16 protein-coding genes are annotated in these 18,866 nt (G+C 44.4%); 9 read left to right on the forward strand and 7 right to left on the reverse strand.

Annotated elements, in window-relative coordinates; translation table 11 throughout:
* Positions 1-3 precede the first annotated feature (3 nt).
* Positions 4-1,365: a TRAP transporter large permease gene (locus R7Q38_RS12460; RefSeq protein WP_005382255.1), complete on the forward strand. Its 1,362-nt coding sequence runs from the start codon at positions 4-6 to the stop codon at positions 1,363-1,365.
* Positions 1,366-1,398: 33 nt separating this feature from the next.
* On the opposite strand, the gene R7Q38_RS12465 is transcribed toward R7Q38_RS12460, so the two are convergent.
* The 3 genes from R7Q38_RS12465 to R7Q38_RS12475 all read right to left on the reverse strand — a co-directional run bounded on the left by R7Q38_RS12465 (position 1,399) and on the right by R7Q38_RS12475 (position 4,807).
* On the reverse strand, positions 1,399-1,581 hold the full coding sequence (locus R7Q38_RS12465; RefSeq protein ID WP_021034161.1) for a hypothetical protein: 183 nt from the start codon (positions 1,579-1,581) through the stop codon (positions 1,399-1,401).
* A 78-nt stretch (positions 1,582-1,659) separates the two neighbouring features.
* Entirely contained in the window at positions 1,660-2,997 is a 1,338-nt protein-coding gene (locus R7Q38_RS12470) for a sigma-54-dependent transcriptional regulator (protein ID WP_005382254.1), read from the reverse strand.
* Between the two features lie 4 nt (positions 2,998-3,001).
* Entirely contained in the window at positions 3,002-4,807 is a 1,806-nt protein-coding gene (locus R7Q38_RS12475) for an ATP-binding protein (RefSeq protein ID WP_137281803.1), read from the reverse strand.
* A gap of 526 nt (positions 4,808-5,333) precedes the next feature.
* On the opposite strand from R7Q38_RS12475, the gene tig reads away from it, so the two are divergent.
* The 7 genes from tig to R7Q38_RS12510 all read left to right on the forward strand — a co-directional run bounded on the left by tig (position 5,334) and on the right by R7Q38_RS12510 (position 14,271).
* Positions 5,334-6,641 (forward strand): trigger factor, encoded by a 1,308-nt coding sequence (gene tig / locus R7Q38_RS12480; RefSeq protein WP_005382251.1) that lies wholly within the window; start codon positions 5,334-5,336, stop codon positions 6,639-6,641.
* A gap of 105 nt (positions 6,642-6,746) precedes the next feature.
* A complete protein-coding gene (gene clpP / locus R7Q38_RS12485; protein ID WP_005382347.1) occupies positions 6,747-7,373 on the forward strand; it encodes an ATP-dependent Clp endopeptidase proteolytic subunit ClpP in 627 nt (208 codons plus the stop codon).
* A gap of 70 nt (positions 7,374-7,443) precedes the next feature.
* Positions 7,444-8,724: an ATP-dependent protease ATP-binding subunit ClpX gene (gene clpX, locus R7Q38_RS12490; RefSeq protein WP_005382345.1), complete on the forward strand. Its 1,281-nt coding sequence runs from the start codon at positions 7,444-7,446 to the stop codon at positions 8,722-8,724.
* A 130-nt stretch (positions 8,725-8,854) separates the two neighbouring features.
* Positions 8,855-11,206, forward strand: a complete 2,352-nt coding sequence (gene lon, locus R7Q38_RS12495; RefSeq protein ID WP_005382343.1) for an endopeptidase La — start codon at positions 8,855-8,857, stop codon at positions 11,204-11,206.
* A 191-nt stretch (positions 11,207-11,397) separates the two neighbouring features.
* Positions 11,398-11,670: an HU family DNA-binding protein gene (locus R7Q38_RS12500; protein WP_005382341.1), complete on the forward strand. Its 273-nt coding sequence runs from the start codon at positions 11,398-11,400 to the stop codon at positions 11,668-11,670.
* Between the two features lie 201 nt (positions 11,671-11,871).
* On the forward strand, positions 11,872-13,731 hold the full coding sequence (gene ppiD, locus R7Q38_RS12505) for a peptidylprolyl isomerase (protein WP_239938602.1): 1,860 nt from the start codon (positions 11,872-11,874) through the stop codon (positions 13,729-13,731).
* A 255-nt stretch (positions 13,732-13,986) separates the two neighbouring features.
* Positions 13,987-14,271, forward strand: coding sequence for a ComEA family DNA-binding protein (locus R7Q38_RS12510; protein ID WP_031777211.1), 285 nt, complete (start codon positions 13,987-13,989; stop codon positions 14,269-14,271).
* A gap of 99 nt (positions 14,272-14,370) precedes the next feature.
* Here the strand turns inward: R7Q38_RS12510 and rrtA are convergent, their stop codons facing one another.
* A complete protein-coding gene (gene rrtA, locus R7Q38_RS12515) occupies positions 14,371-14,922 on the reverse strand; it encodes a rhombosortase (protein ID WP_239938603.1) in 552 nt (183 codons plus the stop codon).
* Between the two features lie 3 nt (positions 14,923-14,925).
* On the opposite strand from rrtA, the gene R7Q38_RS12520 reads away from it, so the two are divergent.
* On the forward strand, positions 14,926-15,540 hold the full coding sequence (locus R7Q38_RS12520) for a tRNA-uridine aminocarboxypropyltransferase (RefSeq protein WP_025766956.1): 615 nt from the start codon (positions 14,926-14,928) through the stop codon (positions 15,538-15,540).
* A 6-nt stretch (positions 15,541-15,546) separates the two neighbouring features.
* Here R7Q38_RS12520 and R7Q38_RS12525 read toward each other — a convergent pair whose 3' ends face one another.
* The 3 genes from R7Q38_RS12525 to R7Q38_RS12535 form a co-directional block, all read right to left on the reverse strand.
* Positions 15,547-16,869, reverse strand: a complete 1,323-nt coding sequence (locus tag R7Q38_RS12525) for an anti-phage deoxyguanosine triphosphatase (protein WP_053350467.1) — start codon at positions 16,867-16,869, stop codon at positions 15,547-15,549.
* A gap of 15 nt (positions 16,870-16,884) precedes the next feature.
* Positions 16,885-17,469: a 5'-deoxynucleotidase gene (gene yfbR / locus R7Q38_RS12530; RefSeq protein ID WP_025766954.1), complete on the reverse strand. Its 585-nt coding sequence runs from the start codon at positions 17,467-17,469 to the stop codon at positions 16,885-16,887.
* A 90-nt stretch (positions 17,470-17,559) separates the two neighbouring features.
* Positions 17,560-18,774, reverse strand: a complete 1,215-nt coding sequence (locus tag R7Q38_RS12535; RefSeq protein ID WP_005384283.1) for a pyridoxal phosphate-dependent aminotransferase — start codon at positions 18,772-18,774, stop codon at positions 17,560-17,562.
* Positions 18,775-18,866: the final 92 nt, after the last annotated feature.

Here is an 18,866-nt window from a genome sequence, read left to right on the forward strand (position 1 = left end):
GCCATGGATATCTTATTTCTATTTTTGATGGTAATTGGCTTTATGCTGGTTGGCGTGCCAATTGCTATTTCGCTGGGCCTTTCCAGTGTTCTTTTCCTTTTAATGCATTCGGATGCCTCTTTAGCGTCAGTTGCTCAAACGCTGTTTAATGCATTCGCGGGCCACTACACGCTATTGGCTATTCCATTCTTTATATTGGCTTCAAGCTTTATGTCGACGGGTGGCGTAGCAAAGCGGATCATTCGTTTCGCCATTGCCATTGTAGGCTGGTTCCGCGGCGGTTTGGCGATGGCTTCGGTTGTCGCGTGTATGATGTTTGCCGCGTTGTCAGGTTCCTCACCTGCAACGGTTGTTGCCATAGGTAGTATTGTTATCGCAGGTATGATCAAAAACGGTTACTCAAAAGAGTTTGCCTCTGGGGTAATTTGTAACGCAGGTACGCTAGGGATTTTGATCCCACCTTCGATTGTGATGGTGGTGTATGCAGCCGCAACGGATGTGTCAGTTGGACGTATGTTCCTTGGTGGTGTGATTCCCGGTTTGCTGGCGGGTGTCATGTTGATGATCGCGATTTACATTGCCGCGAGAATCAAGAACCTTCCAAAACAGCCTTTTGTTGGTTGGAAAGAAACCTTCGATGCCGCCAAGGATGCAAGCTGGGGCTTGTTGTTGGTCGTCATCATTCTTGGTGGTATCTATGGCGGTATCTTTACGCCGACAGAAGCCGCTGCGGTTGCTGCTGTGTACTCATTCTTTATTGCTAACTTTGTATACAAAGACATGGGGCCATTTGCAGACAAGAAAAACACTAAACCTGCGCTCGTTAAAATCTTCCAAACCTTTGTTCATAAAGACACCAAACACACCCTGTATGAAGCGGGTAAACTCACCATCATGCTTCTGTTCATCATTGCTAATGCCTTAATTTTGAAGCATGTTTTAACGGAAGAACGCATCCCGCAAATGATCACCGAGTCGATGCTCTCGGCTGGTCTCGGACCAATCACTTTTTTGATTGTGGTGAACGTCTTGTTGTTGATTGGTGGTCAGTTCATGGAGCCATCAGGCTTGTTGATCATTGTTGCGCCGCTCGTGTTCCCAATTGCGATTGCATTAGGCATAGACCCAATTCATTTGGGCATAATGATGGTGGTGAATATGGAGATAGGAATGATAACGCCGCCCGTGGGTCTTAACTTATTTGTGACCGCTGGTGTTGCCAAAATGTCGATGATGAATGTAGTGAAGGCAGCATTACCCTGGGTTGGAGTGATGTTCTTATTCCTAATTATCGTCACATATGTACCATGGGTTTCGACTTGGTTGCCTACTACCTTGATGGGGCCGGAGATCATTACCAAGTAATGGAAGCCAGAAAGTAGAAAGAGGTGTGAGAATTCACACCTCTTCGTCTATTGACTTGTAACAAGTTTTGCGCGGGTCTGAATTAATTCGACGTTCATAGTGTCGCCACCTCTTTTTATTTTTGCGACGCTCTTCACCGAATCTTCTCTCTTCTTGATAGCAACCGTCTACGAGCACGGTATCTGTAACAATCGGTATTCTCACTTTTTCGTTCATATCTATAACAACCATGATAAACCCGTTGTTAAAAATTATGATTCAAGTTGAATATAATGCCAGCTATTTGAACGTGTTTTATTTGTAAAGGTCTTTATTTATTTGGTAGCGCTGCATCTTGTCGTAAAGAGTTTTTCTTGGCACATTCAATTGGCACATTGTCTGTTTAATACTACCGTTGTTTTCTAATAAAGCGCCTTCAATGGCTGCTCTCTCAAACTCCGCCACTTGCTCTGCAAGGCTTGAGGAAGACTTAGCAACTGGGTTCGATTCTCCCAACTGAATTAACTTACCCAATAGCACAAAACGCTCTGCAGCATTTCTGAGTTCTCGAACATTGCCAGGCCAGTCATGGCTCATCAGTTGCGCTAGATCTTGGGGTGACAAGCTAGGTGAGCTTTTGCCATAACGTGAAGCTGCTACCAACAGAAAATGGTGAAAGAGGGCGGGAATGTCTTCTTTTCGTTCGCGTAGTGGCGGGAGATCCAGGGTCACGACATTGAGCCGATAATAGAGGTCCTGACGGAAAGTACCTTCTTCAGCTGCGTGTTTTAAATCGACCTTTGTTGCGGCAATCACTCGAATATCTAAAGGCAATAATTCATTTGAACCGACACGCTCAATCACGCGCTCTTGTAATACCCTCAATAAACGAATTTGGGCTTGGATAGGCATCGACTCGATCTCATCCAAGAAAAGTGTGCCGCCTTGTGCAAACTCAAATTTACCGATACGACGGCTTTCGGCGCCAGTGAATGCGCCTTTTTCATGGCCGTAGAGTTCACTCTCAATTAAGTTCTCTGGAACCGCTCCACAATTTACGGCGACAAAGTTTTGGTTCCGGCGAGAGCTTTGCTCATGTAAAGAACGAGCGATTAACTCTTTCCCTGTACCGGTTTCACCAAACAATAAAATATCGGCGTCGGTATCGGCGATTTGGGTGATGGTCTCTCGTAATATTTGGATGCTAGAGGTTTCACCAATAACTCGTGGACCAAGGGTTTTACTGGCTTTAAGTGACAGGCGCAGTTTTTCATTTTCATTGGTTAGTTTGCGCTTCTCAATCGCCCGCTTAACCGTTTCAACCAAATGTTCTGGCGCAAAAGGTTTCTCAATAAAGTCGTAAGCGCCTTGATGAAGGGCTTGCACAGCCATGGAAATATCACCGTGTCCAGTGATCATGATGACGGGTAAGTTTGCATCGCGTTGAGTCAAAGTTGTCAGCATATCCATACCAGAAATGCCCGGCAAACAGATATCAGTGACCACGACGCCAGCTTCTTCTCCTTGCTGCATCGCTATTAAAGCCGATTCTGCATCCACAAAAAACTTGGCGTCGATATCCGCCAGTTCAAAGGTCTGTTCTATAGCGATTCTGAGATCGGCCTCATCATCAATAAAAAACACCTGACACATGATCTTATCCTTTTGATGGTTCAGTGTTGTAAGAAGTGATAGGTAAACACAATGAGAATCGAGCGCCGCCTTGTTCTCGATTATGGGCACATAATTTTCCATTCATACTGGCTAAGATTTGTTGCGAGATAGAGAGACCCAAACCTAAACCGTTCAGTTTAGTGGTTAGAAACGGCTCACATAAATCAGAAAGTGAGAAAGAGCCAAGCCCTGGGCCATTATCATCAACATGAATCCAAACCAAATCAGTGTGCTCATCGTGTTCTACAGATAATTCTACCTGTTTGTCTTGTTGCTCTTTGAGTGCTTCTATCGCATTAGTCAGTAAATTGACCAACACTTGCTCCAGTTGAATAATATTGATCTGCACTTCAACATCATGCTCTGGCAAATTTGTTTCTAACGTGACGCGCCCTGATTTAAATGCGGGCTTCATCAGTTCTTTTACAGAGGCAATAACAGGGAACAGTCGAGATTGAGCCAACTCGTCACCACTGGTTTTTTTGGCGAAAGAGCGAAGTTGCTGACTGATATTTGCCATACGGTCAGTGAGAGCAGAAATGCGAGTGAGATTATCTTCCACTCGCTCATATTTTTCTTTTTTTAGAAACAGCTTGCCGTTCTCCGCAAAGCTACGAATTGCCGCAAGTGGATTATTCAGTTCATGGCTGATACTGGCCGACATTTGTCCTAACACCGCGAGTTTCGCTGCTTGCACCAATTCGTCTTGAGTAACGCGTAAAGTTTGCTCGGTATCGATACGCTGTGCGATCTCCGCTTGCAACTCGGCAGTCCGTGCCATGACTTGATATTCCAACTTTTGATTGGCTTCTTGTTGAATTCGTTCAATTTGCAAGTGACGCTGTTGACGGTGATAAATAAGCTGACCAATTAAAAACAAAACCATGAATGCTAGAGTGAGTACAAAGATGTAACCCATGGTGAACCAAACGATCGACTGTTTAGGAGACAGCACACGAATTGTCAGTTTGAGTTCGGGAAGGGGCAGCGAAGAGACCACCAAGGTTCCTTTATTGTATGGGTAACCCTGTTTAAGCTCAGAATGCACCTCGTCCAAACTACCTACTAATCCAAGCGTTTCAATTGGCGCATCAAGATATTGTTGGCTTGCCCAAACTTGCTTTTTCTCTTTTTTTGTCAGTGGTTGTAAGCTTTTGAGTAGCCATTCACTTCGGCTACTCATGAAAACAATTCCGTATGGGTCGCTGGCGACAAAAACACTGTTAGGTTGCTGCCAGTTGTCCTCTATCTTACTTAGGTCCATCTTCACCACGACGACACCAAGTACACCGCCAGCGTATACGATGGGATAAGAATAGTAGTAGCCACGTTTACCAGATGTTGAGCCCAGTGCGTAGTATTGGCTTCTTTTGCCTACAATGGCTTGTTTGAAATAAGGGCGAAATGCAAAATTTCGCCCGATAAAGGAGCGCTCTTTACGCCAGTTGCTGGCTGCGATCGTTGTACCCCATTGATCGATTAAGTACGTATCCGCTGCTTCAATCACGCCATTAACGGATTCTAAATACCGATTAGTGATTTCCAGTTGCGCACTGTTGTTGGGGTGCAGAAGCGCTTGATAAAGAGGATCATCTTTAGCGAGAAGATTTGGGATATGGGCGTACTTATCGAGTTTATTTTTTATATGGCCAGAAAACTGCTCCAGCTGTGATTGGTGTTTATCAAGTAGAGATTGATAACTGGTCTGCCAAACCCAATGGCCACCGATAATTGCGCACAGGAAATAGAAAGCAAAAAATGTCAGCAGAATCCGTTTTTTTTGCGACATCCTTACACTCCTTACAACTTCCTTTGGTCACGTAAGAAAATGTTAATAGTTTGTAGGAAGGATTAGGGATTTAGTTTTCAACTCTGTGGAGTAAAACAAGAGCAAGATCTCTTTTTAGGCTTTTCGATAAAAAAACCGGTCGATTCTCTTGAAAAAGTCGCTATTGTCCCCATTCTAGATATGCTGGCGATGCTTAGACGGTGTCTGAATCGCATTTTTGAAGAAAAAATGGGTCAGCATTCGAGAATTTAGCGCAGACAATGTCCACATAGTGGCTATTGGCTCGACAGGGTTGCGACAGATCGCTAGAATGTCGCGTCTAAAAATTCTGTCCTGAGGCTAATAGGAGATACCTTTGGTTATTTTATCGAAGATATCACTGATTAGTCCGGTACTGACAACCAGTATCGATACTCGATTTTAAATTAGGTGTTCGGACAGAACACTACACAAGGATGAAGCGTAAGCTCCTCTGAGTTTCGCTCATACGCTCGGAAAACCGAGCCACTTTAGAGGTTTATATATAATGCAAGTTACTGTTGAAACGCTAGAGGGCCTAGAGCGCCGTCTAAACATTACTGTTCCAGCTGCAAACATCGAAGACGCTGTAACAGCTGAACTACGCAACATCGCTAAAAACCGTCGTTTCGATGGTTTCCGTAAGGGTAAAGTGCCTCTAAAAATGGTTGCTAAGATGTACGGCAAAGCAGTACGTCAAGACGTTCTTGGTGAAGTAATGCAACGCCACTTCATCGAAGCTATCGTTAAAGAGAAAATCAACCCAGCTGGCGCTCCAACTTTCGCTCCTGTAGAGAACAAAGAAGGTTCAGACCTAGTTTTCACTGCAACTTTTGAAGTTTACCCAGAAGTTGAGCTTAAAGGCCTAGAGAGCATCACTGTTGAAAAACCACTAACAGAAGTTAAAGATGCAGACGTAGAAGAGATGATCGATACTCTACGTAAGCAACAAGCAACTTGGGTTGAAGTTGAAGAAGCAGCAGAAGATGGCAAACGCGTAAGCATCGACTTCGTTGGTTCTATCGACGGTGAAGAGTTCGAAGGCGGTAAAGCTGAGAACTTCCCTCTAGAAATGGGTGCTGGTCGCATGATCCCTGGTTTCGAAGACGGTATCGCAGGTAAAACTGCTGGTATGGAATTCGACATCGACGTGACTTTCCCAGAAGATTACCACGCTGAAAACCTAAAAGGTAAAGCAGCTAAGTTCGCAATCAAAGTGAACAAAGTTGAAGCTCGTGAACTTCCAGAACTAAACGACGAGTTCGTTGCTAAGTTCGGTGTTGTTGAAGGTGGTGTTGAAGCACTTAAAGCTGAAGTTCGTAAGAACATGGAACGCGAACTTAAGCAAGCTGTTAAGAACCGCATCAAAGAGCAAGCGATTGACGGTCTAGTTGAGCAAAACGACATCAACGTACCATCAGCGCTTATCGAGCAAGAAATCCAAGTTCTACGTCAACAAGCTGCACAACGCTTCGGTGGTAACCCAGAAGCTGCTGCTCAGCTTCCACGTGAACTGTTCGAAGAACAAGCTAAACGTCGCGTAGTTGTTGGTCTTCTACTAGGTGAAGTAATCAAATCTGAAGAGCTAAAAGCGGACGACGAGAAAGTTAAAGCTCTAATCGAAGAAATGGCTACTGCATACGAAGATCCATCAGAAGTTATTGCTTACTACGAGCAAAACGAAGAAATGATGAACAACATGCGCAACGTAGCTCTAGAAGAGCAAGCAATCGACGCGATCATCGCTAAAGCACAGGTTTCTGAGAAAGAAGTAGGCTTCAACGAGCTACTTAACCAACAACAACCTGCTGCTTAATAAGCAATATCTTGCGTAGAAGGTTGACTTAACGTTAACTATTCTGCTAACAATGGTCCGTATGATAGTCATCATCCGGGCCATTTATTTTAGGGACATAAGAATATGAGCTACCAAGAAAAAAATGCAATGTCGCCAATTATGGACGCGCTAGTACCAATGGTGGTTGAACAAACTTCCCGAGGCGAACGTTCTTACGACATCTACTCACGTCTGCTGAAAGAGCGCGTGATTTTTTTAACGGGTCAAGTGGAAGACCACATGGCAAACCTTGTCGTGGCTCAGCTACTTTTCCTAGAATCTGAAAATCCAGATAAAGATATTTTCCTATACATCAACTCACCAGGCGGCAGCGTAACAGCAGGTATGTCTATTTACGACACCATGCAGTTCATTAAGCCAAATGTGAGCACAGTATGTATGGGTCAAGCATGTTCAATGGGTGCCTTCCTGCTTGCAGGTGGTGCGCCAGGTAAGCGTTACGTACTGCCTAACTCTCGTGTAATGATCCACCAACCATTGGGTGGTTTCCAGGGTCAAGCTTCTGATATCCAAATCCATGCTCAGGAAATCCTGACGATTAAACAGAAGCTAAACAAGTTGTTAGCAGAACATACAGGCCAACCTCTTGAAGTCATTGAGCGCGATACTGATCGTGATAACTTCATGTCATCAGAGCAGGCTGTGGAATACGGTATCGTGGATGCAGTGTTAAGCCACCGTGGCGAGTAATTTGCCAGCGCATTTTGGCAAAAATTGATATACACTCATTCATGAAGAGTAAAGGCTAAGAGGTTAGCGAATGACAGATAAAAGCAAAGAAAGTGGCAGCGGTAAATTGCTGTACTGTTCTTTCTGCGGCAAAAGTCAGCACGAAGTTCGCAAGCTAATCGCAGGTCCGTCAGTGTACATTTGCGACGAGTGTGTCGACTTATGTAACGATATTATTCGCGAAGAAATCAAGGATGTTCTCCCTAAGAAAGAATCTGAAGCGTTACCAACGCCAAAACAGATCCGTGAACACCTTGATGACTATGTGATCGGGCAAGATTACGCGAAAAAAGTGCTCGCAGTTGCGGTATATAACCACTACAAGCGTTTACGCAATGGTGATACAACGAGCGAAGGTGTGGAGCTTGGTAAGAGTAACATCCTTCTAATTGGTCCTACAGGTAGCGGTAAAACACTACTTGCGGAGACATTAGCTCGATTCTTGGATGTGCCATTTACAATGGCAGACGCGACGACACTAACCGAAGCCGGTTACGTAGGTGAAGACGTTGAAAACATCATCCAAAAGCTTCTGCAAAAATGTGATTACGATGTAGCTAAAGCGGAACGCGGCATCGTTTACATTGATGAAATTGATAAGATTTCACGCAAAGCTGAAAACCCATCTATTACGCGTGACGTATCTGGTGAAGGTGTTCAGCAGGCGCTACTAAAACTTATCGAAGGTACGGTTGCATCGGTTCCACCTCAAGGTGGTCGTAAGCATCCTCAGCAAGAATTCCTACAAGTGGACACATCTAAGATCCTGTTCATTTGTGGTGGTGCTTTTGCTGGCTTAGACAAGGTGATTGAGCAGCGTGTTGCAACAGGTACAGGTATTGGCTTTGGTGCTGAAGTTCGTTCGAAGAATGAATCGAAGACGGTAGGTGAGCTATTTACTCAAGTTGAACCTGAAGACTTAGTGAAGTACGGCCTCATTCCAGAATTCATTGGTCGTCTACCTGTAACAACAACACTGACTGAGCTTGATGAAGAAGCGTTGATTCAGATCCTATGTGAACCGAAGAACGCACTGACCAAGCAATATGCAGCATTGTTTGAGCTAGAAAACGCCGAACTTGAATTCCGTGAAGATGCGCTGCGCGCTATCGCGAAAAAAGCAATGGAGCGTAAAACAGGTGCTCGTGGCTTACGCTCGATTCTTGAAGGCGTGCTACTTGAAACCATGTACGAATTACCATCTGCAACAGACGTTAGTAAAGTCGTGATTGATGAGTCCGTCATTAATGGCGAGTCAGAGCCACTGCTTATTTACAGTAACGCAGACAATCAGGCAGCTGGAGCAGAGTAAATTCAGCCATAATGAAAAAGGAGGTAAGTAATTACCTCCTTTTTTTATTTCTCTTATTGAATCCAAACAATTAGCCCCCATATACTGCCTTAAGTAATACGTTAAACGTGAAAGCGGAAGAGAGAATTATATGAACTTGGAACGTTCCGAGCGTATCGAGATCCCGGTACTACCTCTACGTGACGTAGTGGTCTACCCACACATGGTTATTCCATTGTTTGTTGGTCGTGAGAAATCGATTAGCTGTCTAGAAACGGCGATGGAAACCAACAAACAAGTTCTTCTTGTGGCACAAAAGCAAGCGGATACTGACGAGCCTACGGTTGACGACCTATTTGACGTAGGTACGGTAGCCACCATTCTCCAGCTCTTGAAGCTTCCGGATGGCACAGTAAAAGTATTGGTCGAAGGCCAGCAGCGAGCAAAAATCAATCACTTTAAAGAGAGTGACTTCTTCCTAGCGGAAGCTGAATTTGTTGTTACGCCAGAATTGGATGAGCGTGAGCAAGAAGTGATTGTTCGCAGCGCGATTAATCAGTTTGAAGGGTTCATTAAGCTAAACAAGAAGATTCCACCAGAAGTGCTAACGTCACTTAATGGTATCGACGAAGCCGCACGCTTAGCGGATACCATTGCGGCTCATATGCCGTTAAAGTTGGTAGATAAGCAGCAAGTGCTTGAAATTGTTGACGTCACTGAGCGTCTGGAATTCCTGATGGGCCAGATGGAATCAGAGATCGACTTGCTGCAAGTTGAAAAACGAATTCGTGGTCGCGTTAAAAAGCAAATGGAAAAATCTCAGCGTGAGTATTATCTGAATGAGCAAATGAAAGCGATTCAGAAAGAACTTGGTGAGATGGAAGACGCACCAGACGAGTTCGAAACGCTACAGAAGAAGATTGACGAATCAAAAATGCCTCAAGAGGCACGTGAAAAGACAGAGCAAGAGCTGCAAAAGCTTAAGATGATGTCTCCAATGTCTGCTGAAGCAACAGTGGTTCGTAGCTACATCGATTGGATGGTCAGCGTTCCTTGGGCTAAGCGCTCAAAAGTTAAGAAAAACTTAGCGAAAGCAGAAGAGGTTCTTAATGAAGATCACTACGGTCTAGAACGCGTCAAAGAACGTATCCTTGAATACCTGGCGGTTCAAAACCGTATCAACAAGCTAAAAGGCCCTATCCTTTGTCTTGTTGGTCCTCCTGGTGTCGGTAAAACATCTCTTGGTCGTTCAATTGCTTCAGCTACAGGCCGTAAGTATGTTCGTATGGCGTTGGGTGGTGTGCGTGATGAAGCGGAAATTCGTGGTCATCGTCGTACTTATATCGGCTCATTACCAGGCAAATTGATCCAGAAGATGTCGAAGGTTGGTGTGAAGAACCCGCTGTTCTTATTGGACGAAATCGACAAAATGTCTTCCGATATGCGTGGTGATCCGGCATCGGCTCTACTAGAAGTACTTGATCCTGAACAGAATAACTCGTTCAACGATCACTACCTAGAAGTGGATTACGATCTCTCTGACGTTATGTTTGTTGCGACATCGAACTCGATGAACATCCCGGGTCCATTGTTAGACCGTATGGAAGTTATTCGTTTATCTGGTTACACCGAAGACGAGAAGCTGAACATTGCAAAACGTCACCTTGTTGATAAACAAGTGAAGCGTAATGGCTTGAAAGCGGATGAGATCGTCATTGAAGATTCTGCGATTATTGGCATCATTCGTTACTACACGCGTGAAGCGGGTGTCCGTAACTTAGAGCGTGAGATTTCTAAGATCTGCCGTAAAGCGGTGAAGAACATCTTGCTGGATAAGGACATCAAGTCAGTAACGGTAACGATGGACAACCTAAAAGAGTACTTAGGTGTTCAACGTTTCGATTACGGTAAAGCGGATGAAAGTAACCGAATTGGTCAAGTAACTGGCCTAGCTTGGACCGAAGTGGGTGGCGATCTATTAACGATTGAAACTCAATCAATGCCAGGTAAAGGTAAGCTGACACAAACGGGTTCTCTTGGTGATGTGATGCAAGAGTCTATCCAAGCAGCAATGACAGTGGTTCGCTCTCGTGCAGAAAAGCTAGGTATCAATACTGACTTCTACGAGAAGAAAGATATTCACGTACACGTCCCGGAAGGCGCGACACCAAAAGATGGCCCAAGTGCGGGTACAGCAATGTGTACAGCATTGGTTTCTTCTCTAACAGGCAACCCTGTGAAAGCAGAAGTAGCGATGACGGGTGAAATCACACTGCGTGGTGAGGTTCTACCTATCGGCGGCCTAAAAGAGAAGTTACTTGCGGCACACCGTGGTGGCATTAAGACAGTGCTAATTCCAAAAGATAACGAGCGTGATTTGGAAGAGATTCCTGATAATGTTATCGCGGATCTGGAAGTTATCCCTGTACAGTGGATTGATGAAGTACTGAAAGTCGCACTAGAGCGAGACCCGACGGGCGTTGAGTTTGAGTCTCAAAAATAGTGATGTGTAGCAAAAATAAGTAAAAGTTTACGCTGATAAGCCCAAAAAGGCTTGTCAGCGTTTTTTTTGGGCGCTAAGTTAGTTTCGATAGCTGCCAGCCCTTGATGAATAAGGGGTGGAGCATATTTTCTTAACAATGGAACGAAAGTCATCACAAAAATAATCACAGATGACACAAAGGGGAAATTACAGTGAATAAAACTCAGTTAGTAGAACAAATCGCAGAAAATGCAGATATTTCTAAAGCGTCAGCGGGTCGTGCTCTAGATGCATTCATCGAAGCAGTAAGCGGAACTCTTCAATCTGGTGATCAAGTCGCTCTAGTTGGCTTTGGTACATTCAGCGTTCGTACTCGTGCTGCACGTACTGGTCGTAACCCAAAAACTGGTGAAGAAATCCAAATCGCAGAAGCAAAAGTACCAGCTTTCAAAGCTGGTAAAGCACTGAAAGACGCTTGTAACTAATCACGGCGTTATTTCTGTAACCGGCCATTTGCTTAACTTTTGCTCAAACAATAAGTTTCGAACAAAAATTTACAAACTTCGAGCCGAACTTTCTTAAATTATGCGCATCATACTGATGCGCATTTCTTTTTCTGATATTATTGCGCCATTATTTCTATTAGATAGAAGCAGTAGGCTTCAATTGTGGAGAGCAGTTAAATTATGATGGATCGACTACGCGAAGGCGTGAATAGCATCGCGGTCAAAATTATCCTTGGACTTATCATCCTGTCTTTCGTATTTGCAGGTGTAGGTAGCTACATCGTTGGTGGTAGCAACAACTCTGCAGCGAAAGTCGGTAACACTGAGATTCCTCGTGGTGAGTTCGAGATGGCATACCAAAATGAGCGTAACCGTATGCAAGCTCAGTTGGGTGACTACTTCTCTCAAATGCTGGCTGACCCTGCATATGTTGAATCTTTCCGCAAATCCGTTTTAGATCGAATGATCAATGACGTGTTGCTTGACCAACAAGCTGAAGCTTTGGGTCTGCGAATCAGCGACACTCAAGTGCGTAGCATGATTCTAGACATGCCTCAGTTCCAATCTAATGGTCAGTTTGATCAAGAGATCTATCAAGCTTCTTTGCGTCGTGCAGGCTTTTCGCCAGACTCTTTTGCTGAGTACATGCGTCGTGAATTGGTTCGTGAGCAACTGCTGAATGCGCTACAAAACAGTGAATTTATTCTGCCGGGTGAAGTACAAGCAGAAGGCAAGCTGTTCACTCAAACTCGTGATATTCGCACGATTCAGATCGACTTAGCGGAGTTTGCGAAAAATATTGAATTGACCGACGAAGAAATTCAAGAGTACTACAAAGCAAACCCAGACAACTTTACACGCCCAGAGCAGGTTAAAGTCTCTTACATCGAACTGTCAGCTGAAGCGCTAAAGGAACAAGTTAATGTTTCTGATGCTGAGGTGAAAAAGTACTACGACGAGCACTTAAACAAATACTCTTCAGAAGAGCAACGCCGTGTCGCTCACATTCTTGTAGAAGGGGACGATGAAGCAAAAGCGCAAGCTATCCTAGATGAGCTAAACGCGGGTGCAGATTTTGCGACGCTTGCTCAAGAGAAATCTGACGATTTTGGCAGCGCTGAAAACGGTGGTGACTTAGGTTGGATCGAGCGTGATGTGATGGACCCTGCTTTTGAAGAAGCGGCATTCGCACTGAAGAATCCTGGCGATACGTCGGGTCTAGTAAAGTCGGACTTTGGCTATCACATTATCAAGCTTGAAGAGCTAAAAGATTCTGTGGCGAAGCCATTTGAAGAAGTCGCTGCTGAAATCAAACAAGAGATGGTTGACCAACAAGCTATCGATCAATTCTACGAGTTGCAAAATGAGCTTGAGCGCGTAGCGTTTGAATACCCAGACTCATTGTATGATGCTTCTCAAGCGGTTAACCAAGAAGTGAAGACAACAGACTTTATTTCTCAGGTTGATGCACCTGAAGTGCTTCGTAGCCCTGCGGTAATGCAAGCTATCCTAAGCCCTGAAGTTAAAGAAGATGGCCTAAACTCTGAAGCTATCGAAGTTGCGCCTGAGCATATTATCGTTGTTCGTGTTGAAGATGCGCGTGACGAGACAGTTCTTCCACTAGAAGAAGTGAAAGATCAGGTTGTTGCAGAGCTATCTCGTGTTAAAGGTGAGCAAGAAGCGATGGAGCTTGGAACACAAGTCGTTGCGGCATTGAAAGAAGGTAAGACGAACGTGCTTGCTGAAAACAATCTTGCCTTTGGTGAACAAGAGACAGTAGATCGTCGTTCTCCGTTGGCAACAACGGTATTCGCGATGGCAAAACCAGTCGATGGTAAACCAGTATACGGTCAGTCTAAAGATCTTGAAGGTAACATCATTATCATCGAGCTTGTTGCTGTAAACGCAGAGCTAGATAGTGAGTTAGAAGATCAAGTTGCGATGCAAATGCAGCGTGCATCTTCTCAGCAAGATTTATCATCTGTACTAGCCGTACTGCGTGCAAATACTGACATTGAGTACTTTGTTGTGAGCAACTAAGCACAATTAGTGTAATTTGTATGTTGAATAAAACGGACCGCATAAGCGGTCCGTTTTATTTTTGTCTTTATGAACTTCTATCATCAATAGGCATTACTTAAATTAGTGCGCGTTTAAGTGATAGCGGCCGTTGTGAATTCCGGGTCATCTCAGTTTGTTAAATGCATAACCATATTGCTTTCCATTGCAAACTTGATAGTGACTCGCTCTCGATGACTGTTTTTAGCCTACTATTTTGGAGATTGTATGTTCAATATGAAATGGATTTTGACATTGTGCTTATTTGTTTTTGCACCTTTTAGCATGGCTGCGGATTCAGCCACTGACAAATATGAAGGAATTGAAATTACTGTAAATATCAACACGGCCACTGCTGAAGAAATTGCGACCATGTTGAAAGGTATAGGTGAGAAGAAAGCGCAGAGTATAGTGGACTACCGCGAGGAACATGGCCCTTTTAAAACGGCAGCAGATTTGAAGAGCGTAAAAGGCATTGGTGAAGCGACAGTTAAGAAAAACGAAGACCGCATTTTACTGTAGCTTGATGTATTGCAGATATTGAGTCTGAATTCAGAACAATATCTGCTTCCCTATTACTGCTTTCCCGAACCAGCACCTCTTTCGTGGTTCGGGATTTTTTTATCCGAATAAACGACGGCGAAGGCCTTTTTCCAGTAAAGCCATTACTAACCCACCGAGTGCGCCAAACATATGAGCATCAATAGCAACGTTTGCACCGATAAGCTCAGCAGTACTGCTTGATGGGCCATAGACCTGCTCCCATGCTACTTTGGCGATTAGCCCTCCGACTAACAACACACTGCTTCTTCTACTTTCAAAGACTTCTCTGAGCGCCCAAAATCCAAACAATCCGTGTAATACGCCGGATAAACCCACGTACACCGACATTTTGGTAAACAAATTCAGCGCACCAACACATGCACATAAGATTGAAAAAACGATAAGGAAGTTACGAGTGCTTGGGCGAAAAATAAAAGTAATGATCCACAATCCGGCGAGGTTCATTCCTAAGTGCGCAAAGTTGGTATGTGTGAGATTTCCTGTTACGATTCGCCACCATTCACCATGGCGTATATTGTAGCTGTGCCACTCGGTTAGGCTTGCCATTGGTTCAAATTGAAGTATCAAACAGATCACGCTGATAATACTCAGCAAGGTATAAAGGTTCACTCTATGTCTCGTTATTGTTCTCGTTGTGGAAAATCGCAAAAAGCGTGTATTTGCCAATGGATTGTACCGCTGGCAAGCGAGGTAGAACTTATCATTCTTCAGCACACGAGTGAAGAACATCGTCCGCTTGGTACGGCACGGATTCTCAATTTGAGTTTAGATAACTGTATTTGTTTGATAGGAGAGGACTTTTCTTGTGATGATGCCTTAAATCACTTATTAGCGGATGAGTCATATCAACATTTTGTTCTTTACCCATCAGAAGAGTCACGATGCATTTCTGAAATCACTCAAGCGAGTCATAGTGTATCTAAGAAAATACGTTTGATTTTGCTCGATGGTACGTGGAAAAAAGCGTACAAAATGTGGCAACTCTCAAGCAACTTACATCCACTCCCAACCGTGCAGTTGCCTAAGCAACTACAAGGGCACTACACCATTCGTAAGGCGCCCTCTGAGAATAGCTTATCGACAGTCGAGGCTGGTTATCATTCGCTTCGCTTGCTTGAACCCGAGCGAGACTTTACACCGCTGATGCGTGCGTTTGAAAAGATGATCGAATTCCAAATCGCCCAGATGCCTCCGGGCGTTTTTGAAAAGAATTACTTGAAAGGTTGAGTGTTACTAAAGAACGATGGAAGAGAAAAGTTGGCGGTGTAGCTTTTGCGCGTGACCATCGGTCATTGCAGAAATATAATCGGCGATGACCCTCATCTTATTGCTCTCGCTCTTCGCCTGACACCACAGATCTTTTGTATGAACGGGTAGTAATCGCTCTGGGTCTGCTGTTAACGCTTCAAAAATATCCATAATAATTTGCTGACCCTTATACTCAACGATCTGGACCTGCGGGACTTGGATAACGAAGGTGCTGACAAAGTGCTTGAGTACGTCAAGTGCACGTGCCATCTGTGGTTCTAAACACGCATTCCAAGACAGTAACGGGTTATTAAACGGCTCATCCACCGCTTTGATTGAAATGCTGGTCAGTAGCGCGTTAACCATACCACCGATGGCATCTTTCCGCTCATGGTGCTTCCCGCTAAATAGCATCTGTCCGATGGAATCGATATGAGCTTCAAACCACGGGTCGCCACAGTCCGCTAATTGACTTGCTGCGCCTTCTTGCCATTGCTGACGTGTCACCATACCAAGTACGATTGCATCTTCTAAATCATGAACACCGTAGGCGATATCATCTGCTAGCTCCATGATTGAGCAATCGATTGATTTAAAGCGCGTTTTACTGTGTTCAAACTCCGATTCTGGCGTTGAACGCATCAGACTAAGCAATGCCTTGTCGTTGTCAGAAAGCGGTGCAATTACCCAATCAAATAAGTCTTTATCACAATCATAAATGCCTTTAGCTGGGCTCCAATCTTTTGCTTTTAGTTTACGTTGATGCTCGGCTGGTTGAGGCAACTTGACGGAGCGTGTTTGACTAATGAGGGCAGGGTACTTAATCAAACCAAGCAGTGTGCGGCGTGATAAATTCATTCCGAAATGCTCGGTATAAGGCTCTAACTTAGTGACGATACGAAAGGTTTGGGCGTTCCCCTCGAAGCCGCCATGTTCGCGCATTACGTAGTTTAGAGCGACTTCTCCCCCATGACCGTATGGAGGATGCCCGATGTCGTGAGCCAAACATAATGAATCAATTAAGCTGTCTGATGGTAATAGATCACGGAACTCTGGTTGTTTTTTCTTTAACTGGGCGACGATACCGGTCCCGAGTTGCGACGCTTCTAAGGAGTGTGTTAACCGACTGCGGTGAAAGTCTTCCAAGCTATTGCCGTGTACTTGGGTTTTTGCTTGTAGGCGTCGAAATGCAGCCGAGTGAAGAATGCGCGCTCGGTCTCGTTGGTACGGGCTCCGATGGTCGTCTCGACGGATTTTATGCTCATCATCATGGCGCTCTTGCCATTGCGGGTGTAATTCAAACGACACGATTATCTCCGTAAGCTAACTGATTTCATCTAACGATAATTCGAAACTTGGGGCAAAGGTATTGAGAAAGTAATCCATTTCAGGTGTTCTGCGTTCTTGCAAAGTGACGTCTAAGCGTTTTTTTGCCAGAGCGAACTCATGGTTGCCGGCGCTTAGTTCTTCGAGACATTTTAAATAGGCACAGATGGAATCGGCTTGCTTAACGATTTTTGCGTCCTCTTCATGTGCAGAGTGAGAAAGAAGATAGGGGGCAAAATCATCTTGGAACTCTTCCGGTAACATTGAGAGTAATTTTTGTTCCGCTGCCGATTCTATCTTCTTATATTCTTTGGCAATTTCAGGGTTGTAATACTTCACTGGAGTTGGAAGATCACCCGTTAATACTTCACTGGAATCATGGTACATGGCAAGAATCGCTATGCGCTCTGGATTAAGGTTGCCGCCGAACTTTTTGTTTTTAATTAGGGCAAGGGCATGAGCGACAAAAGCAACTTGTAAGCTATGCTCTGAAACGTTTTCTGGTGAGACGGACCGCATTAAAGGCCAGCGTTGGATCAGCTTCATTCGAGCCAGGTGGGCGAAAAAATGGCTTTCTTTCATGGCTTTCTCCGTTTCTGGTGTAAAAAAGGAACTCACTAGGAGTTCCTCTAAGCATATGAGAGATCAGCACTAATTACTACCAGTGATTCATTACTGGCTGTAGGTTGATAGGAATCTTTCAAAACGTCCAATGGCGATTTCTAGATCTTCAACGTGCGGTAGTGTCACGATGCGGAAGTGGTCTGGTTTTGGCCAGTTAAAACCAGAACCTTGCACCAGTAAGACCTTCTCTTGTTTTAAGAAATCTAAAACCATCTGCTGATCGTTCTTGATGTTGTACATTTTAGTGTCGATTTTCGGGAAGAGGTACATCGCACCCTTAGGTTTGACACAAGAAACACCAGGAATCTGATTGATCAGTTCATACGCTCGGTTGCGCTGCTCTAATAAGCGTCCGCCAGGTAAAATCAGTTCATTAATACTCTGGTATCCACCTAACGCGGTTTGAATCGCATGCTGCATTGGTACGTTTGCGCATAAACGCATCGATGAAAGCAGCTCCAAGCCATTCACGTACCCTTGAGCCAGATGTTTAGGCCCCGTTAAGAACATCCAGCCACCACGGAAACCACAAACACGGTAGGCTTTTGAAAGGCCATTGAATGTCATGACTAGCACGTCTTCAGTGAGTGTGGCGACTGAGGTATGTGTTGCACCGTCGTACAACACTTTGTCGTAGATCTCATCTGCGAAAATGATCAGTTTGTGCTGGCGTGCTATCTCAATCACTTCAAGTAGGAAGTCACGGCTGTATACCGCACCTGTCGGGTTGTTCGGGTTGATCAGAACAATGCCACGTGTCTTTGGTGTGATTTTCTTTTTGATGTCTTCAAGGTCTGGGTACCAGTCAGCCTCTTCATCACATAGATAATGAACCGGCTTACCACCAGATAGTGCAACTGAAGCTGTCCATAACGGATAGTCTGGTGCTGGGATCAGCATTTCGTCGCCATTGTTTAATAGCGCTTGCATGGCCATTACGATCAACTCAGACACGCCGTTACCTACATACACATCTTCGACATCTAGCGAGCGTATACCTTTACGCTGATAGTGTTGGACCACAGCTTTACGAGCAGAGTAAATACCTTTGGAATCACAATAGCCTTGAGAAGTCGGCAGATTACGAATCACGTCGACTAAAATCTCATCAGGGGCGTCAAAACCAAATGGGGCAGGGTTACCAATGTTTAGCTTTAGGATTTTATGCCCTTCTTCCTCCATGCGCTTAGCATGTTTGAGTACAGGACCCCTAATGTCGTAGCAGACATTGTCGAGTTTTGACGACATCCCGATATTTTGCATTGTTTAATTCCTAAAAATTCGTTAATTTCTTTATTAAAATACAATAATTTGTTTTTTATTAGAATATATATCTGTAAATAATCTGTCTGCTG

This window comes from Vibrio sp. Vb0598, from assembly GCF_033338935.1.
In the GTDB taxonomy this organism is placed as follows: Bacteria; Pseudomonadota; Gammaproteobacteria; order Enterobacterales; family Vibrionaceae; genus Vibrio; species Vibrio alginolyticus.